General features: G+C 53.4%; 25 protein-coding genes. 23 read left to right on the top strand and 2 right to left on the bottom strand.

Annotated elements, in window-relative coordinates:
• Positions 1 to 76 precede the first annotated feature (76 nt).
• Positions 77 to 1,582 (bottom strand): hypothetical protein, encoded by a 1,506-nt coding sequence (locus tag EVJ23_RS04225; protein ID WP_131464350.1) that lies wholly within the window; start codon positions 1,580 to 1,582, stop codon positions 77 to 79.
• Positions 1,579 to 3,267: a hypothetical protein gene (locus tag EVJ23_RS04220; RefSeq protein WP_131464347.1), complete on the bottom strand. Its 1,689-nt coding sequence runs from the start codon at positions 3,265 to 3,267 to the stop codon at positions 1,579 to 1,581. Before EVJ23_RS04220 ends, EVJ23_RS04225 begins: the two co-directional genes overlap by 4 nt.
• Before the next feature lie 114 nt (positions 3,268 to 3,381).
• Between EVJ23_RS04220 and EVJ23_RS04215 the strand changes: the two genes are divergently transcribed.
• The 23 genes from EVJ23_RS04215 (at position 3,382) to rfbB (ending at position 26,637) form a co-directional block, all read left to right on the top strand.
• The gene (locus EVJ23_RS04215) at positions 3,382 to 4,563 is read left to right on the top strand and encodes a transglutaminase domain-containing protein (protein WP_131464344.1); all 1,182 of its coding nucleotides are present in this window, start codon (positions 3,382 to 3,384) and stop codon (positions 4,561 to 4,563) included.
• Positions 4,564 to 4,874: 311 nt separating this feature from the next.
• On the top strand, positions 4,875 to 5,705 hold the full coding sequence (locus EVJ23_RS04210; protein ID WP_131464340.1) for a hypothetical protein: 831 nt from the start codon (positions 4,875 to 4,877) through the stop codon (positions 5,703 to 5,705).
• Entirely contained in the window at positions 5,702 to 7,294 is a 1,593-nt protein-coding gene (locus tag EVJ23_RS04205) for a hypothetical protein (RefSeq protein ID WP_131464337.1), read from the top strand. The genes EVJ23_RS04210 and EVJ23_RS04205 overlap by 4 nt, the downstream gene beginning before the upstream one ends.
• A gap of 135 nt (positions 7,295 to 7,429) precedes the next feature.
• Positions 7,430 to 7,906, top strand: coding sequence for an Ig-like domain-containing protein (locus EVJ23_RS04200; RefSeq protein ID WP_131464334.1), 477 nt, complete (start codon positions 7,430 to 7,432; stop codon positions 7,904 to 7,906).
• 330 nt (positions 7,907 to 8,236) lie between these two features.
• Positions 8,237 to 8,440: a hypothetical protein gene (locus EVJ23_RS15200; RefSeq protein ID WP_131504539.1), complete on the top strand. Its 204-nt coding sequence runs from the start codon at positions 8,237 to 8,239 to the stop codon at positions 8,438 to 8,440.
• Positions 8,441 to 8,524: 84 nt separating this feature from the next.
• The gene (locus tag EVJ23_RS04190) at positions 8,525 to 8,980 is read left to right on the top strand and encodes a hypothetical protein (protein WP_131464328.1); all 456 of its coding nucleotides are present in this window, start codon (positions 8,525 to 8,527) and stop codon (positions 8,978 to 8,980) included.
• Between the two features lie 206 nt (positions 8,981 to 9,186).
• The gene (locus tag EVJ23_RS04185; RefSeq protein WP_131464326.1) at positions 9,187 to 9,945 is read left to right on the top strand and encodes a YveK family protein; all 759 of its coding nucleotides are present in this window, start codon (positions 9,187 to 9,189) and stop codon (positions 9,943 to 9,945) included.
• Complete coding sequence (locus EVJ23_RS04180; RefSeq protein WP_131464324.1) at positions 9,911 to 10,606, top strand: CpsD/CapB family tyrosine-protein kinase; 696 nt, start codon at positions 9,911 to 9,913, stop codon at positions 10,604 to 10,606. Before EVJ23_RS04185 ends, EVJ23_RS04180 begins: the two co-directional genes overlap by 35 nt.
• A gap of 10 nt (positions 10,607 to 10,616) precedes the next feature.
• A complete protein-coding gene (locus EVJ23_RS04175) occupies positions 10,617 to 11,834 on the top strand; it encodes a glycosyltransferase (RefSeq protein WP_201739216.1) in 1,218 nt (405 codons plus the stop codon).
• Positions 11,831 to 12,757, top strand: coding sequence for a glycosyltransferase family 2 protein (locus EVJ23_RS04170; RefSeq protein ID WP_131464320.1), 927 nt, complete (start codon positions 11,831 to 11,833; stop codon positions 12,755 to 12,757). Before EVJ23_RS04175 ends, EVJ23_RS04170 begins: the two co-directional genes overlap by 4 nt.
• A 15-nt stretch (positions 12,758 to 12,772) precedes the next feature.
• Complete coding sequence (locus tag EVJ23_RS04165; protein WP_131464318.1) at positions 12,773 to 13,822, top strand: EpsG family protein; 1,050 nt, start codon at positions 12,773 to 12,775, stop codon at positions 13,820 to 13,822.
• A 19-nt stretch (positions 13,823 to 13,841) separates the two neighbouring features.
• On the top strand, positions 13,842 to 15,404 hold the full coding sequence (locus EVJ23_RS04160) for an oligosaccharide flippase family protein (RefSeq protein ID WP_131464316.1): 1,563 nt from the start codon (positions 13,842 to 13,844) through the stop codon (positions 15,402 to 15,404).
• An 11-nt stretch (positions 15,405 to 15,415) separates the two neighbouring features.
• On the top strand, positions 15,416 to 16,567 hold the full coding sequence (gene wecB, locus EVJ23_RS04155; RefSeq protein WP_131464314.1) for a non-hydrolyzing UDP-N-acetylglucosamine 2-epimerase: 1,152 nt from the start codon (positions 15,416 to 15,418) through the stop codon (positions 16,565 to 16,567).
• 3 nt (positions 16,568 to 16,570) lie between these two features.
• A complete protein-coding gene (locus tag EVJ23_RS04150; RefSeq protein ID WP_131464312.1) occupies positions 16,571 to 17,212 on the top strand; it encodes a sugar transferase in 642 nt (213 codons plus the stop codon).
• A 108-nt stretch (positions 17,213 to 17,320) separates the two neighbouring features.
• Entirely contained in the window at positions 17,321 to 18,364 is a 1,044-nt protein-coding gene (locus tag EVJ23_RS04145; RefSeq protein WP_131438962.1) for a polysaccharide biosynthesis protein, read from the top strand.
• A gap of 10 nt (positions 18,365 to 18,374) precedes the next feature.
• Positions 18,375 to 19,505: a glycosyltransferase family 4 protein gene (locus tag EVJ23_RS04140; protein ID WP_131464310.1), complete on the top strand. Its 1,131-nt coding sequence runs from the start codon at positions 18,375 to 18,377 to the stop codon at positions 19,503 to 19,505.
• A 20-nt stretch (positions 19,506 to 19,525) separates the two neighbouring features.
• On the top strand, positions 19,526 to 20,785 hold the full coding sequence (locus EVJ23_RS04135) for an ATP-grasp domain-containing protein (protein WP_131464308.1): 1,260 nt from the start codon (positions 19,526 to 19,528) through the stop codon (positions 20,783 to 20,785).
• The gene (locus EVJ23_RS04130) at positions 20,749 to 21,864 is read left to right on the top strand and encodes a polysaccharide biosynthesis C-terminal domain-containing protein (RefSeq protein ID WP_131464306.1); all 1,116 of its coding nucleotides are present in this window, start codon (positions 20,749 to 20,751) and stop codon (positions 21,862 to 21,864) included. Before EVJ23_RS04135 ends, EVJ23_RS04130 begins: the two co-directional genes overlap by 37 nt.
• Positions 21,865 to 21,876: 12 nt before the next feature.
• The gene (locus EVJ23_RS04125) at positions 21,877 to 22,857 is read left to right on the top strand and encodes a glycosyltransferase family 2 protein (protein WP_131464304.1); all 981 of its coding nucleotides are present in this window, start codon (positions 21,877 to 21,879) and stop codon (positions 22,855 to 22,857) included.
• Between the two features lie 13 nt (positions 22,858 to 22,870).
• Positions 22,871 to 23,569, top strand: coding sequence for a WbqC family protein (locus EVJ23_RS04120; RefSeq protein WP_236633704.1), 699 nt, complete (start codon positions 22,871 to 22,873; stop codon positions 23,567 to 23,569).
• 23 nt (positions 23,570 to 23,592) lie between these two features.
• Positions 23,593 to 24,714, top strand: coding sequence for a DegT/DnrJ/EryC1/StrS family aminotransferase (locus tag EVJ23_RS04115; protein ID WP_131464303.1), 1,122 nt, complete (start codon positions 23,593 to 23,595; stop codon positions 24,712 to 24,714).
• Positions 24,711 to 25,685, top strand: coding sequence for a glucose-1-phosphate thymidylyltransferase RfbA (gene rfbA, locus EVJ23_RS04110; protein WP_131464301.1), 975 nt, complete (start codon positions 24,711 to 24,713; stop codon positions 25,683 to 25,685). Before EVJ23_RS04115 ends, rfbA begins: the two co-directional genes overlap by 4 nt.
• The gene (gene rfbB / locus EVJ23_RS04105) at positions 25,588 to 26,637 is read left to right on the top strand and encodes a dTDP-glucose 4,6-dehydratase (RefSeq protein ID WP_131464299.1); all 1,050 of its coding nucleotides are present in this window, start codon (positions 25,588 to 25,590) and stop codon (positions 26,635 to 26,637) included. The genes rfbA and rfbB overlap by 98 nt, the downstream gene beginning before the upstream one ends.
• Positions 26,638 to 26,640 lie beyond the last annotated feature (3 nt).

Genomic DNA, 26,640 nt, shown 5'->3' with positions numbered 1-26,640 from the left:
TCCAGTCGGAGACATCGGTCGAATTTTCTAGTTGTAAGGTGGTACGAGTAAGTAGGGAATAAGAGCTCTTTTATGATCAGTATTCGCCGCTGAGTTTCTTCCATTCCTGCTCCAAATGGGCGTCAACGGCTTTCCAGTCGTACACGTCTTTCCCGAGCACATGCTTGAGCTCTTGCATCGAGGCGAAGGCAAAACGGCTCCAAGCGACGTAATTTAGCCGTGTCGCAAACAGAATTGGGACATTTCCACTCCGTATATATGCATCCATTCCGTCGGTCAGGCACAAGGCCCCGTGACCAACGAGTAGCATTTTTCGAAGTGTCGGTTTGTTGCCGACAGGAATTGACTCCATCCATCCATTTTTGTGATAAAACAGACTCTTCAATCCCCAAAGCAGGCGGATGACGAGTTCGTTGAAGACGACCGGAACCGCCATCGCGACACCATGACGCGCATCATATCCGCTCTCGAACACTTTTGTCGAGAAGTCGGCAAATGAGAGTGTCTTGCCTTTATGGGAAACCTGTCCGAAGTCGGCGAATTGGAACAGTTCGAAAAACGGGAGCGGGATACCGGCGCCACGACGACCATCGTCATGTCCCCGGACACCACTCGATCCTGACACGTCTGATAAAAGGTGGCCGATCCAGTTAGCGAACCCGGCGAACAGTTTAGCCAACACGTTCCCACCTTGAAGCACTTGGGTCCCGTCTTCTTTTGGCTCGAGCCGAAGCAGTCGGCCGTCCGAGATGAAACTGGCCTTACCCGTAAATTGATCTAAAATCGAGAAGAACAAACCGATGATATCCGGCGCGTGGGCGAGCGATTTCAAGTGGTGGTCCGACGGCCGCATGTTGAGCGTTGTTGCGCCCATCTTTAAATCACTCGCATAGCGTGCGTCGTAGTTTACTTTAAACCGACGCTCTAAAAAACCGATGGCGCTCGCAATCGAGTCCGGTTGTTTCCGGAGTCGAGCCCCATTCTTTTTGTCTTGTTTCCAGACGAGGTTTGCGAACTTGATGACGACGTTGTCGACTTTTTCGTCCGACCATGCGCGCAATTTACTGTCGGATGGGGAACCGACAAAGAAGCTGTCAATCAAACCGGCGATAAGGCCACTGAAGGAGGCAATCATATAATCGTAGCGGTCACATTCCGCTTCCTTCAGCATGAACTCTTCTTTAAATGACATCGCCAAGTCGTGCCGCTGTCGCGTTGTGAGTAAATGGACGAATGGGTCATCAAGTCCCGTTACGTCATGCCTTGCGGCGTACGAATCGAGCTCGTTCAAATAAATGTCCCAGGAGACGCCCGAGACTTGAATCGGCTCGAGTTCGTCAAACATCGGGACGGCTAGCGGTGCAAGCGTTGTTGCCTCCGCTGAAAGAGACTGCCCGTTCATGAGCCGCATCATATCTTCAAACAAATCATCGAGGACAGCAGCCTGCGCATCCTGTGTATTTTCAAGTTGTGATAGATGCTTGTTTACTTCACCTAAGCGTTGCTCGGCCTGGGCGGCTTGATGCTGTTGGACGAGTAGCGCTTTCGCCTTGTCTACCATGTCTTGTTCGGACCGGTTCATCTGTCACCGAAGACGTTCTTGACGAGACGCTTCGCTCCACCCGTCACTTCAGCGAGACCGCCGCCTGTCATCTCGAAGTAACCGATCGCTTGGAATGACTCATGCAATTGTTCTAGTTCTTCGAGCGTGAGCGTCTCTTTCAAGACGAGCTCCTCTTCGTTACTGAACGTCATGTCATCCAATTGGATTGGTTCAGGCGTATAACACGTATAGATGTAATCGCGAATCTTTTGATATGTCGCTTTCGACGTCAACTCATCTAAGCGAACCGTACTCAGTTTTGACGGTAGTTGCGTCATGATTTGTTCTTTCTGCGAATGGGTTTGCTTACCGGCGCTGAATTGAGCACTTTGGCTGAGCATCTGTAGCATATTGGATAACTGATTGATTTTCTCCGAATTTTCATTCCCCTGTTGGATGGCGACAACGAGACGACTTGAAATCTCATTGATGTCTTCGAGCAAATAGTTGAGCGTCTGCTGAGTGTTCCGGATGATGGCTTGAAGCATATATTCCCGTTGCTTATTATTCTCGATATCTTTAATTCCTGTGATTTTCTTCAATCCCTGGTATGTCCCGACTCCGATGACGACCAACACCCCGATTCCGGTGAACATGCTCGAGAATCCAAGCAATCCGCCCATGCCGAGAGAAGCCAAACCAGACGTCAATCCGGCGGCGCTCAAGCCGACGACAGATCCTGATAAATAGATGGCCGTCAATGGGACTCCGACCGCGGCCGCTTTCGCCGCCAAGTCTTTCATCGACTTGGCAATCTCAGAGTCATTTTTCCGGAACGTCAAAATATCCTCATCGCTTTGGATAGCACTTGAGATAAGTTCGATTTCGTCTCTTGAAATCGACAGATCCTCTTTTAGTTGTTGGAGAAACGCATTCTCAAACCATGCTGAGAGTGGGCGTTTTAATTTGAACAGATAAAGTAAGTCTTTGAACAATGATTTCTCGACGATGGAGAAATCGATCGTCGTCGACAGGGCACGTAATTCTTCAATCAAGTCGGTCGTCGAAGTGTGAAGCGACGGGTTGCTCAAGTAGCTTCGAAGCTGCAATCGATACTCGGAACTGAGGTGAATCCGAGTGACGAGTGACATGAGTTCACTGTACTCTTTCGCATCGATTTGCTGGTCGTCGACAAATGTGAAGTTCGCCAAAATTTTTAAATATGTAAGCTTATACGTTTCCGGCAAGTCGGCGAGGGGGGTCACTTGCGAGACGTTGACGAGTTCGTCTTCTTTGTCTTTGAGCGCTGCGATGCCGTTTAATAACTCGACGACGCCTTCGACGTTATACGTCGCGAGCTTGTCGGTCATACTATAGTCGTATTGCTCGGTGTGCATGACGACATGAAGCTTCTCTTTCCGCTTGTCGTTTTTATATGTTACTTCTCGGTCCAAGTCGACACGTTGCAAATCTTTGTAGAGCACACAGATTGGCTTTTCAAGAAGCGGTTTGAAGTAGAAGCGGTCCCCTAAAAACAGCATGCCTTCTTTGCCGCTCTTAAAGAGAGTCGAATCGTACAAGACGACGACGTGTTCTGGAAGTGCATCTTGCGCATAAGTTTTAATGGCACCGTTCAATTTTTTGTCGGGTACGTTCGGGGCGATATGTGTTCCGTCACCGAGCACAGTTTGAGCGTACTCTTTCAAATATGTATTAATATTCATGTGGCAACACCTTCCATATATTGTTTATAGAGTTATTATATACTTATAGAGGTTTAAGAGTAGGGAAAATATTCTATTCGGTAGCATACATGAACGAGAGGAGAAACGAACGTCGTGAATGTCATCATATATACGTTGATCGTGTTATTAAGTGGGGGTATTACGATTCTCTTATTTCGTCAAGGGCGTGAAATGAGGATTGTCCATCGAGCATTAAAGCGTGAACTTCGTCCCATCCGAATCGAGTTGAAAACGTATGAGCATAACCCCGCTAAACAGTTTGAACTGCTCGATCCGGTGTACCGGAAAGTCGTGTTTCAAGTTCATCCTAAATTGAAGATGAAACGGACGCAGCTAGAACAGATGGTCAGCAATGAACTGAACAGATTGATTAAAAGCAAGCGGTCGGCACTTTGGTCGTCCATCGTCGTGACTGGACGCGGCGTTTTGACGATGACAATGCTCGGGGTCAGCTTCGTGAGCGGATACATGGTGTATATGGAAGGTAACATGACGGAAATTTTCGGCCCGAAACAGGTCGAGAGTCAATCCGCTACGATTTTAGGGGACACGTTCGAGTTACCGAATCAGATTGCTTCTCCCGAAGAGCTCGGCAGGGCAATCGCCTACCATATGAGCCAATTCGATGATTCATTCAGCATCCGTTATATCGGTAAAAGTCGTGACTTCGAGCAGACGATGGATGAAGCGTGGGATTGGCTCGAAGCGAACCATATTTATGTCTTCCGCTTGTCACGCGGAGGCGAGACAGAGTATCGGGATCACGGCGGGTATGTCGATTTGGATATGCGATTGGCCTACGATATGAACATCGAGGAAGCTAAGCAAATCGAAGCAAAAGTCGATCAAGTCGTCGAGGAGATGCCTAGCGGCTTGAACGATTATGAGAAAGTGAAATATGTGAATGACTTTGTCGTCTTGAATACAGCCTACAATTTAAAAAGTGCGGCCAGTCCTTATACGCCGTACTCAATTTTGTTCAACGGCGAGGGTGTGTGTGAAGGGTATGCTTTGACGACGTTACTGTTATTGGAAGCCGCCGGGGTAGAGGCGAAGTATATTTCCGGGGAAGCCGGGACCGAGTTGCATGCCTGGAATCTCGTGAAGTTGGACGGTGCTTGGTATCACTTGGATACAACCTGGAATGATCCCGTGCCGAACCGGCCGGGGGAGGTCGGGTATGATTACTTCTTAGTGTCTGATGCGACGCTTCAGAAAGACCATAAGTGGGAAGTGGGGGATTATCCGGCGACAGGGCGGGTCGACTTCCAATAAAAAACGTGCTTCACTCCATTTAATCGGAGCGAAGCACGTTTTCCTTATTTAGGTGTGACAGAAGAAGACATCGTCTCTTCAAACCGCGCCGATTCCATGGATATCCGAATTGATGTGCCCGTTCAAATAGACATGATGTGAGATAAATCAACCTTAATGTGTAATCCCTTTACTCGTGTGGTGCATTACTTCTTAAAATCATCTACCTTAAACATAAAAATACCAACCTATAGCATGTTAAATCCTTATAATAGGATAAGGCTAGAATTTTTGTAATTATGTTCCTAATTAAAACATGGGGTGGTAGAAAAATGTTAAATCGACAGTTCCGAGATGATTCAATCGCAGAATATAAAAAATCTGAAATTGAATATGAAACAGCGAAAATTAGTGTAATGGACGAGTCAGAAAAATTATTTGGAAAACGAAAGTATTTAAAACTCATCATTGAAGGAAATTGGAATGTAATCCACAGATTAAAAAATCAACCGAGGGTCATGCAACTCGAAGTACAAAAAATTGAGCAAGGATTTAAAACATACGATACGTTTTTGATGGAAGTAGAGACTGCGATTGCAGCCAATCAAGAATTGCAAGATGCTTTAAAATCCGCGGTGAACGGTTTAAACAATGCAAACATTAGGACTACTGCGGCTGCCATTGCTACGACTTTCGGGATTGCCTCTCGTGGAACGATGAGTGGGAGTGTGGCTGCCGGTGCCTCTATAGCTTGGTTGGGGGGAAGTGTGTTCAGCAGTGGAAGTTTAGCCATAGGGAGTGGCCTTATCGGCTTAACTGGTCCCATTGGATGGGGGATTGTTTTCGCAACTGGTTTACTTCAAAATGGGAAAAATAAAAAGATGGGGCGAGAAGCACGAGAGAAGGCCACTGCATTGAAAAAGGAACGTGTGGCCCTAAAACAGAACGAAGCAGAGATTAAAGAATTAATCGATCTCACGAATCATTATTATGATGGTTTGCAACGCTTATTGAATGAAGTGAAACCCAAATTAAATACATACAGCTGGGACATGGAAAAGATTCAACAAGATCAAGATTTGTTAAAACGACTGGGAGTGTGGATGAATTCGTTAGAAAGTGCAACCGAGTTGTTGAATAAGAAAGTAGGTAAATCTAAATGAGCCAATTGTTCTCTGAATCCCTACACTCCAACTTTGAAATTGATTTGAACGAAACGTCCGGCTTAAAAGAATCCCATATCAAAATCTTATTAGAACAATATAAAGAGATTGCCATTACAAAAGTGATTCAAGAATTTGGGTTAAGCCCATTTATAGACGACTACAAACGAGGTGGCAATGTGACCACCTTGCATAATGCCAACGCGGGTGTGTTTTTAGATGATGACTTAAAAGAGCAATATTCTCGAGACTATTCAAAAAAAACGCGACAGGACATATACGAAAAAGATTTTAAAAAAATGAGAAAGCATGAATTTAAGCAAAACCAGACACTGGTAGATGACTACACGGGAAAAGAATTGCAAAAAGATGGGTCCAGTCATCGCGACCATATTGTGTCGGCCTCAGAGATTCATAAAAACAATGAAGCCCGTCTATATATGTCAGATGATGAACGAGGTAAAATGGCGGTCGATGAACAAAATTTGGCTTGGGCGAATGATCGTCTCAATAAATCAAAAGGCGATAAGGATTTAAAAGTATGGATGGATTCCCCTAACCCGAAAGATTCGAGCCAGACAAATCTAGACCGCTATGAAATAGACGAAGCAGCCGCGACGAAAAAATATGTTGAAGCGAAAAAGCATGTCAACTCTTCTGTTACTAAAGCAAAAAACACATATTACGTGAAAAAAATGGCTAAAACTGGGCTTGATCAAGGGGTACGTGTTGGATTTAAACAGGCGGTAGGATTATTTTTTTATGAGTTGCAACATAGTCTATTCAAAGAAATAAAAGTATTCTATAAAAATTTTAAACAATATACAGATTGGGAATCACGGACCGTGGCATTTAAACAAATGCTCGAGCGAGTGTTTGTCCATATGACTCAAAATGTGAAACGGTTTGCCACAACGTTCAAAGATGGCTTCATCGGTGGATTTATGGGGAATCTGTTGACCGTCTTCATTAATACATTTATGACGACTTCGAAAAAATTGGCTCGTTTGATTAATGATGGCGTAACGGGACTGTGGAGTGCGTTCAAATTGTTGACGAATCCGCCTCAAGGGATGGATTCGAAAACGGCGATGAAAGAAGCTACAAAGCTTGTAGTGGCGGCTTTGGCTACGACTGCCGGCGTATTATTGACGGAATCATTCGTGACGTATCTACAAACGACGCCGTTCGCAATGTTTGCTCACTTGATTGGTGGATTGATTGGCGGAATCCTGACTGGGATCGTCGTGGCCACGTTGATGTATGCGATTGATGAATTGGTCGCTTCGCTCTATAAATTGAACGAATTGATGGATACGTTCAAAGAGAGCTTATATACGAATACGGAGCAGGTGAAAGCCACATACGAGGCTGCCATCGCGATGATGAATGTGGAGTATCAGGCGGTGCTTCAAACCATCTTCAGACAATATGAGGAGTATCGACAGCTTTCGGCAATCGCCTTTGATGAAAACGAGCGAGTGAGCGTGCGTCTCGATGCGAGTGTCGAGTTGGCAGACTTACTCGACGTGCCGACGGATAATGTCATGCGCAACGCGGATGATGTAAGAAACTTCTTACGAAACTAACCTATTATTCATTTGTAGTAATAAAAAAAGGTGTCTCTCGTTTTAACTCAAAACAAGAGACGCTTTTTTTATTTTGTATGCAATGAAGAAGACATCGCTTCTTTAAACCGCGCCGTGATCTGTTGTGGACGCGTGATGGCTCCACCGCTCGCTACCGTCTCGACGTTGACGAACCGCTCGTCCCGTGTGTTCGGACGTGCGGAAGCCGGCTCGACAATCGTCGTTCATCACAATAAGAAACAATTGACTACGACCGCTTCGTCAGCAGGTGTCTACTCACTTAACTTGTCGCAGCTGACACGTGGTGATACCGTGTCAGTCCAAGCAATGGACGCGGCCGGAAACACGTCAAGTTCGATCAAACGGACCGTGCTCGGTGTCCAAGCGAAGCTCACGGCGACGGCCACACCGCGTGTCGTCAGCGGTAAAGGTGAGCCAGGTGCGTTCGTCCGCGTGTTCATCGGGACGAAGATGATTGGGAAGACCGTCAAAGTGGACGCCAAAGGAGCGTATCGCGTCGCCATCCCAGCACAAGCGAAAGGGAAATCACTTCTCGTGACACAACAAAAAACAGGGTATGTGAAACAGACGCAGACCGTCATCATCAAGTAGTCAGCACATAAGAATGGGGTCATTAGAAGAATTACACTTGAATGAAGTAAGATTTGAGACTTAAAATCGACGGAAATAGTAACTTATTTGTCACCTCAATTCCACTCCACTATTTAATTTCAACATGTGGTGATTTAGTATACTCTTCTCCTAAAGTAAAAACGCATTATCGACATAGCCTAATTTACACTCCGTCAAAGGAGCCGAATCGAAGCGGTTTTTCCCTATGACAGACTAAAAATGTGTAATGCGAACTCACCTAAAGTTTGCGATATACAACACAATTTTAAGCTTAGAAAAGAGGTGAATGAGCTCATGCTTTCTTTTTCAGTGAATGCGGAACAGACGTCAGTAGTTAAGTTTCAGCTTAACTCTGAAGTGAAGAATGCGTCTTACGCGGATGGAGTATTAGTCATCGAAACGGAGGATGGCAAACAAATTAAACTCAATGTAAATCAAGACGCATTGATTTTAAAATCTTCCCATCAATTCTCGGTTCAAAAACCTTACTTGTTTGAACTGGAAGAATTTTAAGAAAAGATCGGGCGAGTTTCTTATTTCGAAACTTGTGCCGAGCTTTTTACGTACATGGATATGTAATCCAAAGGAGGGACTCCCATGAAACGCGAACAACATATCCGCCGCCTCGTCGACTACGCACGGCAAGGCAAAGCAAAAGCGATTATGATCGGAGCCGGTTCCATCTTCCTGACGAGCACGTTCCTGCGAACGGACGACCTCTCGCAACCGCTCCTCATCGGACTCGGTTTCCTCGGCGTCGTCCCGCTGCTCGTGCGTGAATGGAAACTCGGGACAATCCGGAGTACGTTCAACGATGACGCGACGTATCAACGGCTCATCCGCTTCCCGTTTTGGCTGACGCTGTTTGGCCTCCTTGTCTTGTACGCGTTGCTTGGGTGGTTTGAAACCGGCTCGCCGGGGACGTCGTTCTTTCTAGCGCTCGGTGTCCTGTTGCTTGGCATGTTCGGCCTTCAACGCGCCTTCGACCGCGTCATCTTAAAACTCGAACCCGACTATATCACCGACCGCGAACTGCATCGCGAACTGAACTGACCGACCGTCTCCTCGCGAGGCGGTCTTTTTTAGGTCCAAGTTCCTAAAAAGACAAAGAACGAAACGGAACGGCAACATGACATGATGTTGCGAAAAAATGATAAATGATTCCCTCCGATTGTCAAGATGAACAGGGAAAGAACGTATTACGGTAGGCTCATGCCTTATTTCTGTCGTCCATTCTGTCTGTAGGGAGGGAAACATGTATGAATCAGCAAACGACGATCGTCGGTGATCTCGTCGAGGTACTTAAGAAAAGCAAGTGGTTACTCGTACCGTTCATCCTGCTCGGCGGGCTCGCTGCTTATTATGTGAGCACGGCGTTCATCCAACCGACGTACGAGGCCTCGACGCAAGTGCTCTTAGTGACCGAACAAGAAGGCGACCGCGTCGACAGCTCGGAAGTGCTCTCGTCGCTCTCGCTCGTCAATACGTACCGGGTCATCATGAAGAGCCCGGCCATCTTGAACGAAGTGACAGAGCGCGTCCCGAACGCGCCAGACCCGATCAGTGACGTGCTCACGGTCGAGAGTGAGGAAGAGTCACAAGTCATCAGCGTCGTCATCACCCATACGGACGCGGCGGTGGCGGCCGAGACGGCGAACGTCATCAGCGAAGTGTTCGCGGACGAGATCCCGGACTTGATGAACATCGACAACGTCCGCATCTTGTCGCCGGCTGAAGTGCCGCTCACCCCGATTTCACCAAACATCCTCGTCAATACAATAATCGGTATGTTCGTCGGCTTGTTCTTCGGCGGGCTGATCGGTCTCTTACGCTACGTGTTCGACAAACGGATCCAAAACGAACAAGAGGCGGAACGGCTGTTAGACCTTCCCGTCATCGGGTCGGTGCCGGTCATAGAACGGCGTGACATGAAACCGAAAAAAATAAAAACGAGCACCCCTAAAGGGAAAGGAGAGGTCCCTCATGTTCCTGAGAAAAAAGAACGACAATCTTCCTGATTACGGGCAGCGTGATTTGATCACGCTCGCCAATCCGAAGTCGCCGATCTCGGAGCAGTATCGGACGATCCGGACGAACCTCGAGTTCACGTCGATCGGTCAGAAGCTACAGATGATCAACGTCACATCGGCCTCGACCGGGGAAGGGAAGTCTACGACCGCGGCGAACCTTGCCGTCGTCTATGCGCAGCTCGGAAAGCGCGTCCTCCTCATCGACTGTGACCTTCGTAAACCGACGGCGCAGTTCACGTTCAACCTCTCGTCCCAAGCCGGGCTATCGACGATTCTCGTCGGACGGATCTTGCTCGAGCGGGCCATTCAAAAGACGGGCGTCGAGCGGTTGTCGCTCCTCACCGCCGGACCGATTCCGCCGAATCCGACCGAGCTCATCGCTTCTGACCAGATGGTCGAACTGCTCGACGAGGTGCGCCGGCAATACGATATCGTCATCCTCGACGCGCCGCCGATGATGCAAGTGGCGGACGCCCGTCTGCTCGCAAAAATCGCCGACGGCACGATCCTTGTCATCAGCTGTGAAAATTCGGAGCGCCAACTCGTCGTGAAAGCGAAAGAACAGCTCGAGCGGACCGGGACGCATATGCTCGGCCTCGTCTTGAACAAGCGGAAGAGCAGACGGCATAAGTATTACGCGTACGAGTGAGGTGGCGACGATGAAGATTCTCCATATTAACGCGATCAACGACGTGAAGAGCACTGGACGAATCTGTAAAGAACTCGCATCTGTCCATCACGACTGCGGACACGAGACGCGTGTCGCCCACTCGACGGGACCGGTCACCGAGGCGAGTTACGTCATCGGCGATCCCGTAGACGTGAAGCTGCACGCGCTGCACGCCCGGCTCACCGGACGGCAAGGCTACGCCTCACGATTTGCGACGGAGAATTTGGTCCGTGACATCGAGCGCTACACCCCGGACGTCGTCCATCTCCATAACTTGCATGCCAACTACGTTCATCTCAGGACGTTGTTCGAATACTTGGCCGCACGCGACATCCCGACCGTGTTGACGCTCCATGACTGCTGGTTCTTCACCGGCAAATGTACGCATTACACGACGGTCGGGTGCAACAAGTGGCAACAAGGTTGCGGCGACTGCCCGCAACTTCGGGACGATATCCCGAGCTGGCTGTTCGACCGGACGAGCGAGATGCTCGACGACAAGCGTCGCTGGTTGACGGCGATTCCGCGTCTCGCCGTCGTCGGGGTCTCCGACTGGATCACGACCGAGGCGCGCTTTTCGTTCCTCCGACACGCTGCCGTATTGCGCCGGATTCATAACTGGGTCGACCTCGACGTGTTTCGTCCGGTCGACGCGACCGAGCTCCGGGCACGGCTTCAGTTGGCCGACAAGATGGTGCTACTCGGTGTCGCGAGCACGTGGAGTGAGGCGAAAGGGCTCGGTGCCTTCCTCGACCTCGCGGCGGCACGTCCGAACGACGCCTTTCTCTTGATCGGCCGGCTTGACGACACAGAGCTCCCGGACAACGTCATCCACGTCAACGAGACGAACGACGCCCGTGAGCTCGCCCGCTACTACGCGCTCGCCGACGTGTTCCTCAACTTATCGGAACAGGAGTCGTTCGGCAACGTCACGGTCGAGGCGATGGCGTGCGGGACGCCGGTGCTCGTCTTGGACGCAACCGCGAGCCCGGAACTCGTCACCGACGATACGGGTGTCGTCGTCGCGACACGGGGACTCGCTGATTTGAATTACGGGATCGAGCGCATCTTTGCCCGTGGCAAACGGTCGTACAAAGACGCGTGCGTCACCCATGCCCGGACGAATTTTGCGCTCCGTGACCGCGCCATCGACTACTTGGACGTCTATGCGGCGCTCCGACACGAGAAAGTGAGGAATATTCTATGAAACCACTCGTCTCGATCATCATCCCGGTGTACAACGGGAGCAACTATTTGGCCGAATGTATCGACAGCGCCCTGGCCCAGACGTATACGCACATCGAAATCATCGTCGTCAACGACGGCTCGACCGACGGAGGGAAGACGGCCGCCGTCGCCAAGACCTACGGCGACCGGATCCGTTACATCGAGCAAGTGAACGGCGGCGTCTCGAGCGCGCTCAACCGTGGGATCGACGAGATGCGCGGTGACTTCTTCTCTTGGCTCAGCCACGACGACTTGTACGCCCCGCGGAAGATCGAGGCGCAGCTCGAGACGCTCGAGCGGGAAAGACTCGACCCGTCGCGGACGATCCTCGTCACCGGCACCCGCTTCATCGACGAACACGGGGCCCCGATCCGACGTTACCAGCGCAAGTTCACCGGGTTGTATGAAGCGGGTGATATGTTCCGTCACTTGATGCTGACGTCGAGCCTGAACGGTTGTGCGCTCCTCATCCCACGCGCGGCGTTCGCAGCGCGGCGCTTCTCGGAGGAGGACCGGTTCATCCAAGATTGGATATGTTGGATCGGGTTCGCGCTTGAAGGGTTTGACTACTATTTGACGGATGAGCCGCTCGTTCTGTCCCGGATTCATGGGGCCCAACAGACGAAAAAGATTGCCCACCGTGCCGAAATCGAATCGGACCGCTATCTCAGCCAGTTACTGATCGATGTTGAGCGCCGTCCGGACGCGGGTACGCTCATCCCGATCATCTTGCGCCATACGTTCAAAGAAGACGCGGCGGCGGTGCGTGAAGCGTATCTCGCGACCCGGGACGTGCGTGACTATTTCAGTCCGTTCGAACATGGGCGTCTGCGGTTCAACGGACTGTTGATCTCGAACTTGCTGTCGCTCTATCGCGGCGTCACGAACCTCATCTATCGTTAGAAAAGAGGCGACCTCATGACCATCTATCTCGTCAACATCGCACTGCTCGTCCTCTGGGCGATGCTGCTCATGCGTTCTGACACGACTTACAGGCGCGGTTGGTTCGTGACGTTCGCGACCGTCCAGTGGATCGTCTTGTCGGGATTTCGTCACATTTCGGTCGGGGACGACACGGCGCAATACGGAGCGCTGTTCCTTGCGACGAAGCCGTTGCCGCTCGACGCGCTGACACAGGACTTCTTTACCCTCGTCTTCACCGAGAGCGAGGACCCGGGCTATTATTTGTTCCAACGGATCACCCAGTTCGTCATCTCGGACTATCAACTGTATCTCGTCTTGATCGCCGTCATCTTCATGGTGCCGCTCGGTTACTTCATCTATAAATATTCGAGCGAGCCGCTCATCAGCTTTTTACTCTTCTCGGTCCTGTTTTATGAATTTTTCGCCGTGACGGGGTTACGCCAGACGGTGGCGACGGCGCTCGTCGTCCTCATCGGTTATCACTTCGTCAGGGCCCGCAAGCTCCTACTGTTTCTCGTCCTCGTGTTCGTCGCCATGACGATCCATAAGTCGGCGCTCGTGTTCTTGCCGTTTTATTTCTTGGCGAACCGCCAACTGACGAAAGCGTACATTCTCGGCATGCTCGGCTTCATCGCCGCCTTGTTCGTGTTTCGGGGCCCGTTCTTTGAGATGTTGGTGACGTTATCTGGCTACGACACGTATGACTACATGAATGGTGCGGGTGCGATCAACTTCAGCGTCATGCTCCTGTTCGTCCTGTTCGTCGCTTTATGGCGGCGCGATGAGATTTTGGCGAACAACCCGTCGGCGACGCATTACTTTAACGCGTTGTTCCTCGCGGCATGCTTCTTGCCGCTCACGTTCATCAACCCGTCGATGATGCGACTCGTCCAATACTTCACGCTGTTCTTGATTTTGATGATCCCGGAGATCCTCAAGACGTTCGAGCGGCGCGAACGATTGCTCGTCTATTACGCGGCGGTGACGCTGTTAGTCTTGTTGTTCCTGCAGGACGCACCGGTGTATACGTTCTTCTGGCAGTAAGGAAGAGAGGTGGAAACACATGTCGACACGCGTCGAGCCCGATGAGGCCGCGAGTACGCGCAAAATCAAATACGGGGCAGCGATGTCGTATACGCAAATCTTTTTCGGCATCTTGTCCGGATTGATCTATACGCCGTGGATGATCCAGGAGATCGGTCAGGCGAACTACGGGCTCTACATGCTCACCATCTCGCTGATCAGCATGTTCGCGATGGACTTCGGGCTCGACGCGGCCGTATCCCGGTTCATGAGCAAATACATGGCCGAAGGGGACGAGGATAAGGCGGCACGCTTCCTCGGCGTCGCCTATAAACTGTTCACCGTCATCGGCTTCGTCTTGTTCGTCATCCTCGCGGTCGTCTATTTCTTCCTCGACTCGGTATACGCGGGGCTGACCGCGGCCGAGCTCGACAAGTTGAAAGTCCTGTACGTCGTCGCCGGTCTGTTCATCGTCATGTCATTCCCGGCGAAACCGTTCACGGGCATCCTTGTCTCACATGAGTACTTCTTGTTCTCGAGCGCGCTCCAGTTAACAGAAAAGATCGCGACCGTCGTCCTCATGGTGACGGCGCTCCTTCTCGGCTACGGGCTGTATGCGCTCGTCCTCGTCACCGCGTTCGTCGGCACGCTCGTGCTCATCATCGAATACATCTTTATCCACCGGAAGACGACGGTCCGCGCGAACTTCCGTGAACGCGACAAAGGAATTTATAAAGACATCTTCGGCTTCATGACATGGAGCACGGTCACGCTCGTCGCCCAACGCTTCATCCTCAACATCACGCCGAGCCTGCTCGGGATGCTCGCCGGCAGTGCCTCGATCGCCTTGTTCTCAGTCGGGATGGTCATCGAAGGGTACGTCTGGACGATCGCGTCGGCGCTCGGTTTCTTGTTCTTGCCGAAAGTGAGCCGGATGCTCACGCGTGACGACAGGGGAGGAATCGCCGTCTTGTTCGTCCGGATCGGCCGCATCCAGCTCTATATCGTCGGATTGATCGTCCTGTCATTCTTCGTCCTCGGGCAAGAGTTCATGCGGCTCTGGGTCGGCGAGGCGTTTCACGATTCATATTACGTCGCGCTCCTCCTCATCGCCCCGAGCCTCATCACATTGACACAAGACATCGGCAACACGACGCTCATCGCCGAGAACAAAGTGAAATATCGGGCGTATGGCGCACTCATCGTCGCCTGTATCAGCATCACGTTATCTCCGCTCCTCATCCCGATTTACGGGCCGATCGGGGCGGCTGTCGCCATCTGTATCGGCAATGTCGTCGGGCTAGTCTTCTACATGAACTTCGTCTACAGCCGCATCCTCAAACTCGACATCGTCCTGTTTTTCCGGTCATGCCACGTGAGGATTCTTCCGGCGCTCGCGCTCTATACGGTCATCGGCTGGGGCATCCAACAGCTGTTCCCGGCGTCGAACCTGTTCACCTTCGCCTTGAAAGGGGGCGTGCTCGTCGTCCTCTATGGCATCATCATGTGGTTCCTCGCGTTTGATGACAGCGAGAAAGCACTCGTCCATCAAGTGTTTGCCCAAGTGAAGATCCGCATCCTATCCATCCACCATACTTCTTAGGAGGGAACGTTATGAATCGACTCAAAGTGATGACCATCGTCGGCACGCGCCCGGAAATCATCCGTCTCTCGGCCGTCATCGCCAAGCTCGAGGCGTCGGAGGCGATCGAACACATCCTCGTCCACACCGGACAAAACTACGACTACGAGTTGAATGAGATCTTTTTCGAAGACTTCGGTCTGCGCACACCGGACTACATCCTCGACGCCTCCGCGGACGGGCCGATGGCGACGATCGGCAACATCTTGATCGCGGTCGATCCGGTGCTCAAGGCGGAACGACCGGACGCCGTCCTCATTCTCGGCGATACGAACAGCTGCCTCGCCGCCATCGCCGTCAAACGCCATAAAATCCCGATCTTCCACATGGAGGCAGGGAACCGCTGCTTTGACGAACGTGTGCCGGAAGAGACGAACCGCCGCATCGTCGACCATATCGCTGATGTCAATTTGACGTACAGCGACATCGCCCGCGAGTATCTTCTAAAAGAAGGGCTCCCGTCCGACCGCGTCATCAAGACGGGCAGCCCGATGTTCGAGGTGCTCACGCGCCAACGAGACAAAATCGACCGCTCGGACGTGCTCGACCGGCTCGGTCTGACGGCAGGCGGCTACTTCGTCGTCTCCGCGCATCGGGACGAGAACATTAGTGCGGATGAGAACTTCTTCGACCTCGTCGACACGTTGAATGCGATCGCCGAGACGTACGACCTCCCGCTCATCATCAGCACGCACCCGCGCACCGCCAACCGGATTCGCGAGACCGGGGTGACGCTGCACCCGAATATCCGCACGCTCAAGCCGCTCGGGTTCAGCGATTACGTCCACTTGCAACTTCATGCGAAAGCGGTACTCAGTGACAGCGGGACGATCAGCGAGGAGAGCTCGATCCTCGGGCTGAAGGGCTTAAACATCCGCCAAGCGCACGAACGGCCCGAGGCGATGGAAGAAGGGGCGGCGATGATGGTCGGCTTGAAACGCGACCGCGTCCTCCAGGCGCTCCGCGTGTTAGAGGAGACGGATACGCCGATGCGACTCGTTTCCGACTACGCGATGCCGAACGTGTCCGATAAAGTGCTCCGCATCTTGTTGTCGTACACGGATTATGTGATGCGCGAAGTGTGGAAACAGACTCCGGGGAGTCCGCTCAAGAAGGAGGTGTGAGGGATGCGCTATTTGAATCAAAAGCGGAAACTCGACATCGTCTTGAGTTCGCTCGCACTATTTTTGCTCGCACCGTTGCTCGTGTTGATCGCGATTTTGATCAAACTCGACTCGAAAGGACCGGTCCTGTTCAAACAGCAGCGCGTCGGTCAGGACGAGACGTTGTTTTGGATCTATAAGTTCCGGACGATGCGGGACGACACGCCGAAAGACGTGCCGACCCACCTGTTCGCCGACCCGACGAAACACATCACGCCGATCGGTAGCGTCCTCAGGAAGACGAGCCTCGACGAACTCCCGCAACTCGTCAACATTTTAAAAGGCGACATGGCGCTCGTCGGTCCGCGACCGGCGCTGTGGAATCAGACCGATCTGATTGAGGCGAGACGCGCAGAAGGCGTCGCCCCGGTCAAACCAGGCCTGACCGGGTGGGCGCAAGTGAAAGGACGCGATGAGCTCCCGATCGAGGTGAAGGCGAAGTTTGACGGGGATTACGTCCGGCACATGGGTCACCGTCTCGACCTCGTCTGTATCTTGTTGACGGTCCGAAACGTCCTCCTGCGCAAAGGCATCATCGAAGGGCAGGTCGAACCGCCGACCGTCCCGTTGAAAGAAAAAGAGATGACACATGTTGCGAAAAAATGATAAGGGTTTCCCTTCTATTACCAATTCATTTCAAATTTGGCGGGTAAAAGACTTCATACACAACCTCCTGACCTCTTAGACAATGCAGATTAGAAAGGAGACTCGATCATGTTTTCGAATAAGACTTTGCTCATCACCGGCGGGACCGGCTCGTTCGGCAACGCCGTCATGGAACGGTTCCTCCATACGGACATTAAAGAGATCCGTATCTTCTCGCGCGACGAGAAAAAACAAGAAGACATCCGCAAGCGCTACAACGATGACAAACTGAAATTTTACATCGGTGACGTGCGCGATTCGAATAGCGTCAAGAACGCGATGTACGGCGTCGATTACGTGTTCCACGCCGCGGCGCTCAAACAAGTCCCCTCGTGCGAATTTTTCCCGATCGAAGCCGTCAAGACGAACATCCTTGGCACCGAGAACGTCTTGAACGCTGCCGTCGACGCGGGTGTCGCGAAAGTGATCTGCCTGTCGACCGATAAGGCGGCCTATCCGATCAACGCGATGGGCATCTCGAAAGCGATGATGGAAAAAGTGTTCGTCGCCAAGGCACGCGCCGTCGGTCCGGACAAGACGCTCATCTGCGGCACCCGTTACGGTAACGTCATGGCGTCCCGCGGCTCGGTCATCCCGCTCTTCGTCGAACAGATCAAAAACGGGGAACCGCTCACCGTGACCGACCCGCTCATGACCCGGTTCTTGATGAGTCTCAGTGACGCGGTCGAGCTCGTCGTCTTCGCCTTCAATTATGCGCACGCGGGCGACATCATGGTCCAAAAGTCACCGGCTTCGACGATTGGTGACCTCGCCGAGGCGCTCAAACAATTGTTCCAAGTCGACAATCCGGTCAAAGTCATCGGCACCCGGCACGGCGAGAAGACGTTCGAGACGCTCATGACACGTGAAGAACATGTCCTCGCCGAAGATATGGGCGGTTTCTTCCGTGTCCCGGCTGACAACCGTGACCTCAACTACGACAAATATTTCAGTGAAGGCAGCAGGGAGCTGACGGTCCAAGGCGAGTACAACTCGAACAACACCGAACAGCTCGGCGTCGAAGACGTGAAACGGCTGCTGTTGACGCTGCCCTACATTCAAGCAGAACTCGCAGCTTGGCACGTGCCGAGCTCGACGAAGCGGATCGGGTGAGGTGAATCTGATGAAACAACGACTCGTCTTCATCACGAACATCGCCGCCCCGTATCAAGTCAAATTCTGCTACGCGCTCCAAGAACATTTCGATACCGAGTTTTGGTTTTATGACCAATTGACCGCCCGACGTCCCGACTGGTGGAAAGTCCCGCTCGGCGACCGCTGTAAAGTGCTCAAAAGCAACTACTTCGCCGGACCATTGAACTATGTGTCACTCCAAGTGTTCCAAGAACTTGCCCGCTTCAAACCGGACATCATTCTCGTCGCCGGCTTCACACCGCTGCACTCGCTCATCTTGAAGCTCGCGAAACGGAAAGGCAGCAAAGTCGTCGTCTTGAGCGAGCCGATCCGCGACGTGTCGGGTGAGGATAACGCCTCGGACAAGCTGCTCGAACAAGCGAACGCGAAGTGGAAGACGCGGATCATCCACACGATGTTCCGTGACGCCGACCTGATCTTCGGAATGGGGCAGGTCGCCCGCGACCAATTCGTCCGCGAGTTCGGATTCATGGAAGAACAAGTCGTCAACGCCCCGTACCCGATCGATATCGACGCCTATTTCGACCATCCGCTCCGCGTGAAGCGCCGAGGTGACCCGGTCCGGATCTTGTTCGCGAACCGGCTCATCGACCGCTACCAACCGCTCGTCGCCCTAGAAGCGTACCGGGCCTTGAAACGAGACTATCCGAACCTGTCGCTCGCGTTGAACCGGGACGGACACTTGTACGAGGCGTGTCGTGACTACATCAAGGAGCATGACCTCGAAGGTGTGACGTTCTTGGATGAAATCGACGCCTGGGACAATATGCATCTCGTCTATCGTGACTCGGACATCTTAGTCTTGCCGGCGACCTATTCGAACGGCAACTTGACGATCATCGAGGCGTGCGCGTCCGGAATGGGCGTCGTCGTCAGCCGTCAAGTCGACAACGTCTCGGGGCATTTGACGGAAGGGGAGAACTGTTTCAAATGTGAGCCGACCGCTGCGTCGCTCGAGGCGTCGCTCCGGAACTACCTGGAAGCACCGGAACGGCTCGCGCCGCATGGCGCCCTGTCAAAACAAAGCGTCGAGAATCGTCGCAACCGTGCGACCGCTGCGACGTATCGCCAACTGTTCACGCAAGCACACATCATTTGACGCCAAAGGAGACCAACGACATGGTGAAGCTCATGCTGTTAGGAGGAGCGATGCATCAAACGCCCGTCATTTTAAAGGCGAAAGAGAAAGGGATCTTCACGATTCTGTGCGATTTCTTGCCGGACAATCCGGGGCGAACCGTCGCTGACCGCTATTATTGCGTCAGTACGCTCGACCGCGAACGCGTGCTCGAAGTGGCGCGCGAGGAACAGATTGACGGGATCATCGCTTACGCGTCAGACCCGGCCGCTCGCACTGCGGCTTATGTCGGCGAAGCGCTCGGACTCGTCACGAACCCGTTCCAGACGGTCGAGACGTTGACGAATAAGGTCAAGTTCCGCGCCTTCTTGAAAGCGAACGGCTTCCCGACACCTGAAGCGTACGCCTTCACCGAATTCGAAACGGCCGTTTCGGCACTGTCGACGCTGCGTGGGACGTACGTCGTCAAACCAGCCGACTCGTCGGGCAGCAAAGGGATCAGCCGCATCACCTCATCGGATACGCCCAGGAGGATTCGCGAGAAGCTAGCCGCAGCCTTCGAGGTGTCACCGGGCGGAGAGATCGTCGTCGAGCAGTTCATCAAACGTGATGGCTATCAAGTCGCCGGAGACGGGTTCGTCGTCGATGGAAAACTCGTCTTTCGCTGTTTCGGCAACAGCCATTTCAACGTGAAAGGCGTCAACCCGTTCGCGCCCATCGGTGCGAGCTTCCCGAGCGTCCAACCGGACCGCGTCCAAGCGAAAGTCCACGTCACGCTTCAACGCATGATCACGAAAGTCGGGCTGAAGAACGGTCCGCTCAACTTCGACATTTTCGTCAGTAAAGGTGACGTCTACTTGATGGACATCGGCCCCCGTAACGGCGGCAACTATATCCCGCAGATCATCGAACAGGCGACCGGTGTCGACATGGTGAGCGCGACGATCGACCTCGCGCTCGGACGACCGGTCGAACTGGAAATGAAACATGTCACGACGCCGTCGAGTTACTTCATTCTCGGCAGCCAGATCCCAGGCCGTTTTATCGGACTCACGTTCGCATCCAAAGGGTACACGATCGTCAAATCGAATTTGGCCTACGCGATCGGTGCGGATATTCCGTGCTTCGAAGGGGCGAACAAATCGCTCGGCAGTCTCATCCTTCGGTTTGAAGACGTGCCGACGATGCTCCGCTTGCTCGATCATCCGGACAAATGGGTGACGCTTCACGTCACGCCGGCTACTCAACGGAAGGAGAGATTATCATGGACATCGTCGTCACCGGAGCAAACGGCTTTTTAGGAAAACACCTCACGCACGCACTTGAACAGGATGGGCACAACGTCCTTAAAGTCACGCGGGAGACACACTTCGCTGAACGGAGCCGGATGCTCCGAGCGGCCGACTTCGTCTTCCATCTCGCCGGTATCAACCGGCCGGAAGACCCGCACGAATTCATCACCGGTAACGTCGATTTGACCGAGGTCATCGCGACGGAGCTGTTGTCATACAACCCGGTCCCGATCGTGTTCGCCTCGTCGATCCAGGCGACGCAAGACAACGACTACGGCCGCAGCAAGCGTGACGCGGAAAACATGCTCGTCGTCTACAGTGAACGCTCGGAGACGCGGGTCCACTTGTTCCGCTTGCCGAACGTGTTCGGGAAGTGGGGGCGTCCGTTTTATAACAGCGCCGTCACGACGTTCTGTCATCAGATCGCGCGCGGCGAGACGGTCACGGTGAACGACCCGGACCGATTGCTCACACTCGCCCACGTCGATGATGTCGTCGCCTCGTTTCTTGAGACGTTGACGACGGACGTCGCGCTCTATCCGACCGTCCCGGCGCATGAGATCTCCCTGCTCGACGTCGTCCGGACGCTCGAGGCGTTCGAGACGATGCGGGCGGCGCACAGCGTGCCGGACTTGTCGGACGCGTTCACGAAACAGCTGTATAGCACGTACACGAGTTACTTGCCGAGAGAGCGGATGGTGACACCGCTCCTGATGCACCGCGACGCGCGCGGCTCGTTCACCGAGTTCTTGAAGACGCCGGACCGGGGGCAAGTGTCCGTCAACGTCGCCAAGCTCGGCATCAAAAAAGGGGAACATTGGCACGACACAAAGCATGAGCAATTCCTCGTCGTCAGCGGAGAAGGCGTCATCCGGCTCCGATTGGTCGACGACACGGAAGTCATGACGTTCCATGTGAGCGGGGAAACGCTCGAAGTCGTCGAGATCCCGCCTGGATACGTCCACAATATCGAGAACGTCGGCACGACCGACCTCGTCACCATCATGTGGGTGAACGAACCGTTCGACCCGGGCCAGCCCGACACGTACTCAGGCACCGTCGCCCGAGCTGAAACCGAAGTGCTGTGAGGAGGAAACGCGATGATCATGGTCAGTATCAACTGCATCACCTATAACCATGAGGCGTATATCGGCCAGACGATCGAAGGATTCCTCATGCAGGAGACGGATTTCGACTTCGAGATCCTGATCCATGAGGATGCGTCGACGGACCGGACAGCCGAGATCGTCCGGGGTTACGAACGTCTTCACCCCGACAAGATCCGGGTCATTTATCAGATGGAGAACCAGTACTCAAAAGGCGTGTTCGTCAACTTGTTGAACGAAGAGCGGGCCCGCGGCAAATACGTCGCCCTCTGTGACGGTGACGACTACTGGATCGACCCGCACAAGCTGCAAAAGCAAGTCGACTACATGGAAGCAAATCCCGACTGCACGCTTTGCTTCCACGACGCCTACGTTGAGACGGACGACACGTTGCATACGGATTGGCGCGTCATTCCATGGATGCCTGAGAACCGGAAGTATGCGTCGTTTGAAGCACGGACGTACAACGCCGGTGAGCTGCAACTGCTCGGGTTCATCCCGACGATGTCGATGTTGTACCGAAACGGACTGATCATGGACGGGCCGGACTGGTTGAGCGATGCGCCGGCAAAAGACGGGGCGATGAAACTGTACGTCGCGAGTCATGGCTACGCCTACTATATGCCCGAGGTGATGAGCGTCTATCGATATGGCGTCGCAGGATCGGCGACGACGATCTGGAACGAAGGGAACCTCGAGCGGGATATCGCGCGTCACGAGGCGTTCATCCGCTTCATCGATACGTTCGATGCGTATTCAAACGGACAGTATCATCAGGAGATGGAACTTTCCCGCATCTCGTTCGAGGTCGGGCTGCACCGGCTGAGACGAGACTATGCCGCTTTAAAGTCACCACGATACGACCGTTACCTTGACCGTTTTGTCGGGAAAGAGCGGATTCGTCCTTACTTGATGGTGCGGCATCCGATCGTCACCGAACTATTGATTCGGCTTCGGTCGCGGCAACTGATATAAGGGGGTCGTAAACTTGAAACTGGCAATCATGCAACCTTACTATTTTCCATACCTCGGCTACTTCCAACTCATGGCCGCGGTCGACACGTTCGTCATCCTGGACGATGTCCAGTTCATTAAAGGGGGCTGGATCCATCGCAACACGATCCTGCTCGAGGGTAAAACGAAACCGATTCTCATGCCGGTCGAGCACATGTCCCAACTGCGTTTGATCAATGAGCATGACCGTGTGCTTGATTCGAAGCAGCGGCACTCCCAGTTACGTCTCATCCGTCACGCCTATCAGCGTGCGCCTCACTTTGACGACGTCATGCCGATGGTCGAGCGGATCATGAAAGACGAGGAGCGGAACGTCGCCGCTTACTTAGGGCGTCTCTTGAGTGAGGTGCGTGACTACGTCGGACTCGACACATCAATCGTCTATTCGTCGGAGCTCACGAACGACAAAAATACGAAGTGTGAGCATCTCGTTTTATCCATCTGTGAACATTTAGATGCGGACCATTACATCAACGCGATCGGGGGCACGGCCTTATACGATAAAGCGATGTTCGCCGAAGCCGGGGTCGTGCTCGACTTCATTAAGATGGACCCGGTCACATACCGGCAATTCAATGAACCGTTCACACCGAACTTGTCGATCATCGATGTGCTCATGTTCAATTCGAAACCGAAAGTCCGCGAGCTGCTGAACGCCTACACGCTAACTTGACTTAATAGAAGGAGAGGGACTAGATGAACTTACCGAAACACGATCTGTCGCCGCCGATCGCCGTGACACGTCCGGCGATGCCTGAGTTCGAGGCGTACGTCGAGATGATCCGGCCACTCTGGGACAGCCGCTGGCTCAGCAATCGCGGCGAACACGTCCGCGCACTCGAAGAAGAATTGACGGAATTGCTTGGTACAGAGCACGTCTCGCTCCTGACGAACGGACATTTGGCGCTCGAGACGGCGATCGACGTCCTCGGCCTCTCGGGCGAGGTCATCACGACACCGTTCACGTTCGCCTCGACGACGCATGCGCTCGTCCGAAAAGGACTGACACCGGTCTTTTGTGACATCAATCCGCTCGACTATACGCTAGACGTCTCGCAGCTCGAGTCGCTCATCACCGACAAGACGTCGGCCATCCTTCCGGTGCACGTGTACGGCAACGTTTGCCACGTCGACGAGATCGACCGCATTGCCAAACGGCACGGGTTGAAAGTACTGTACGATGCGGCCCATGCGTTCGGGGTCACGCATCAAGGACGAAGCATCGCCACATATGGAGACATGAGCATGTTCAGTTTCCATGCGACGAAAGTATTCCATACGATCGAGGGCGGTGCGCTCGCCTACGATGAGACGAGTTACCGAGACGCCATCGAACAGGCCGTCAACTTCGGCATCACCGGACCTGAAGCGGTCGAATCGGTCGGGGGCAACGCCAAGATGAACGAGTTCCAGGCGGCGATGGGGCGCTGTAACTTGCCGCGGTTCGAGCACGACGTCATGAAACGGCGCGCCATCGTCGAACGCTATGACGAACGGCTCAGGGGAATCCCGACGATTCGCTTGAACCGCCGAGGCGACGACACCGTCTCGAACTACGCCTACTATCCGGTGCTGTTCAAAGGCGACCGGCGCCGCCGCGACGAGATGATGGCTTGGCTCGCCGAGCACGGCATCTTCGCCCGGAAGTACTTTTATCCGCTCGTCACCGATTTTGGTTGTTATACGTTCGACGCCCGCGTGCCGAACGCGAAATATGTATCCGACCGCATCTTGACGCTGCCGCTCTATCCGGACATGACGCTCGAGATGGTCGACCGGATTTGCGACTTGATTATTGAAGGAGGGAACCGGACATGAAAGGAATCATTTTAGCAGGCGGTAATGGGACACGGCTCTATCCGATGACGAAAGCAGTCTCGAAACAGTTGCTCCCGATTTACGACAAGCCGCTCATCTACTATCCGATGTCGGTCTTGATGCTCGCTGGGATCCAAGACATTCTGCTCATCTCGACACCGAAAGACATCAATGGCTATGAGCGGTTGTTCGGGGATGGACATCAGCTCGGGTTGTCGATCACGTATAAAGTGCAAGACAAACCGGTCGGTCTCGCCGACGCCTTCATCCTCGGCGCGGACTTTATCGGTGACGACTCGGTCTGCCTCATCCTCGGTGATAACGTCTTTTATGGACAGGATTTGACGCAGTTCTTACGTGACGCGAAACAACGCGAGACGGGGGCGACCGTGTTCGGGTATCCGGTCAAGGACCCACGCGCGTTCGGTGTCGTCGAGTTCGACGATAATCGCCGCGTCATCTCGATCGAAGAGAAACCGGCGCAGCCGAAGTCGAACTATGCCGTGCCCGGTCTCTACTTCTATGACAACCGTGTCGTCGAGTACGCCAAACAAGTCCAGCCGTCCCCGCGCGGCGAGCTCGAGATCACCTCGATCAACCAGATGTACCTCGAGGCCGGTGATTTGAACGTCGTCTTGTTCCGACGCGGGATGGCGTGGCTCGATACGGGGACGCCGGAAGGGATGATCAAGGCGTCGGTGTTCGTCCAGACGGTGCAGGAGCGGCAAGGTTACTATATCGCCTGTCTCGAGGAGATCGCCTGGCGCCGCGGGTTCATCACGTCGACCGAGCTCCGCGATATCGGCCAAACGTTAAAGATGACGGATTACGGGCAGTATATCCTATCACTTCTTGAAGAGGAGCGTGTCGAAGATGAAGACTTTACTCGTAACTGGCGGAGCCGGGTTCATCGGATCAAACTTCATAAAGATGCTTCTGGAAAACGAGCAGTGGCGTATCGTCAACCTTGACGCGCTCACGTACGCCGGTAACCTCGAGACGCTGCAAGACATCGACGACTCGCGTTACGTGTTCGTCAAAGGTGACATCCGGGACCGCGAGACGGTCGAACGCGTGTTTGCGACGTATGACGTGACGCGCGTCATCCACTTCGCGGCCGAGTCGCACGTCGACCGGAGCATCGTCGAACCGGACGTGTTCTTGACGACGAACGTGCTCGGGACACAAGTGCTGTTGGACGCGGCGAAGCGGCACTGGAATTTACGTCCTGATGATAAACACTCACGTGACTATTCGGAAGGCGTCAAATTCGTCCACGTCTCGACCGACGAGGTGTACGGGACGCTCGGGCCAGACGGGCTCTTCACCGAGACGACCCCGCTCGCCCCGAACAGTCCGTACTCGGCCTCGAAAGCGAGCTCCGACCTCATCGTCCGAGCCTATCACGAGACGTACGGCCTCCCGGTCAATATTACGCGTTGCAGCAACAATTACGGGCCATACCAATTCCCCGAGAAGCTGATCCCGCTCATGATCCAACGCGCCGAGCGCGGGGAGACGCTCCCGGTGTACGGTGACGGTCAACAGATCCGTGACTGGCTCCACGTCAAAGACCATTGCGTGGCGATTTGGACGGTCGCTGAGCGGGGACGCGACGGCGACGTGTATAACATCGGTGGCAACAATGAACAAGCGAACGTGACGATCGTCCGCTTAATTTTAGAACTGCTCGGTAAAGATGACTCCCAGATCACATTCGTCACCGACCGTCCCGGGCACGACCGCCGCTACGCGATCGACAACACGAAGATCACGACCGAGCTCGGATGGCGTCCGGCCTACACGTTCGACCAAGGCTTGCGGGAGACGGTCGACTGGTACGTCACGCATCCTGACTGGGTCGACCACATCGTTTCCGGGGATTATGCACACTACTACGACAAGATGTACGCGAAAGGGTGACGG

It is taken from the genome of Exiguobacterium sp. SH1S1 (genome assembly GCF_004337245.1).
Classification (GTDB): Bacteria; Bacillota; Bacilli; order Exiguobacteriales; family Exiguobacteriaceae; genus Exiguobacterium; species Exiguobacterium aurantiacum_A.
The sequence above is the reverse complement of the archived record's forward strand: the minus strand, read 5'-3'. Positions and strand labels throughout refer to the sequence as shown.

Coding starts and splice junctions, on each gene's coding strand:
- EVJ23_RS04225 (WP_131464350.1), bottom strand. CDS start 1,582: ATGAACCGGTCCGAACAAGACATGGTAGACAAGGCGAAAGCGCTACTC.
- EVJ23_RS04220 (WP_131464347.1), bottom strand. CDS start 3,267: ATGAATATTAATACATATTTGAAAGAGTACGCTCAAACTGTGCTCGGT.
- EVJ23_RS04210 (WP_131464340.1), top strand. CDS start 4,875: ATGTTAAATCGACAGTTCCGAGATGATTCAATCGCAGAATATAAAAAA.
- EVJ23_RS04205 (WP_131464337.1), top strand. CDS start 5,702: ATGAGCCAATTGTTCTCTGAATCCCTACACTCCAACTTTGAAATTGAT.
- EVJ23_RS04200 (WP_131464334.1), top strand. CDS start 7,430: ATGGCTCCACCGCTCGCTACCGTCTCGACGTTGACGAACCGCTCGTCC.
- EVJ23_RS04190 (WP_131464328.1), top strand. CDS start 8,525: ATGAAACGCGAACAACATATCCGCCGCCTCGTCGACTACGCACGGCAA.
- EVJ23_RS04185 (WP_131464326.1), top strand. CDS start 9,187: ATGAATCAGCAAACGACGATCGTCGGTGATCTCGTCGAGGTACTTAAG.
- EVJ23_RS04180 (WP_131464324.1), top strand. CDS start 9,911: ATGTTCCTGAGAAAAAAGAACGACAATCTTCCTGATTACGGGCAGCGT.
- EVJ23_RS04175 (WP_201739216.1), top strand. CDS start 10,617: ATGAAGATTCTCCATATTAACGCGATCAACGACGTGAAGAGCACTGGA.
- EVJ23_RS04170 (WP_131464320.1), top strand. CDS start 11,831: ATGAAACCACTCGTCTCGATCATCATCCCGGTGTACAACGGGAGCAAC.
- EVJ23_RS04165 (WP_131464318.1), top strand. CDS start 12,773: ATGACCATCTATCTCGTCAACATCGCACTGCTCGTCCTCTGGGCGATG.
- EVJ23_RS04160 (WP_131464316.1), top strand. CDS start 13,842: ATGTCGACACGCGTCGAGCCCGATGAGGCCGCGAGTACGCGCAAAATC.
- wecB (WP_131464314.1), top strand. CDS start 15,416: ATGAATCGACTCAAAGTGATGACCATCGTCGGCACGCGCCCGGAAATC.
- EVJ23_RS04150 (WP_131464312.1), top strand. CDS start 16,571: ATGCGCTATTTGAATCAAAAGCGGAAACTCGACATCGTCTTGAGTTCG.
- EVJ23_RS04145 (WP_131438962.1), top strand. CDS start 17,321: ATGTTTTCGAATAAGACTTTGCTCATCACCGGCGGGACCGGCTCGTTC.
- EVJ23_RS04140 (WP_131464310.1), top strand. CDS start 18,375: ATGAAACAACGACTCGTCTTCATCACGAACATCGCCGCCCCGTATCAA.
- EVJ23_RS04135 (WP_131464308.1), top strand. CDS start 19,526: ATGGTGAAGCTCATGCTGTTAGGAGGAGCGATGCATCAAACGCCCGTC.
- EVJ23_RS04130 (WP_131464306.1), top strand. CDS start 20,749: ATGGACATCGTCGTCACCGGAGCAAACGGCTTTTTAGGAAAACACCTC.
- EVJ23_RS04125 (WP_131464304.1), top strand. CDS start 21,877: ATGATCATGGTCAGTATCAACTGCATCACCTATAACCATGAGGCGTAT.
- EVJ23_RS04115 (WP_131464303.1), top strand. CDS start 23,593: ATGAACTTACCGAAACACGATCTGTCGCCGCCGATCGCCGTGACACGT.
- rfbA (WP_131464301.1), top strand. CDS start 24,711: ATGAAAGGAATCATTTTAGCAGGCGGTAATGGGACACGGCTCTATCCG.
- rfbB (WP_131464299.1), top strand. CDS start 25,588: ATGAAGACTTTACTCGTAACTGGCGGAGCCGGGTTCATCGGATCAAAC.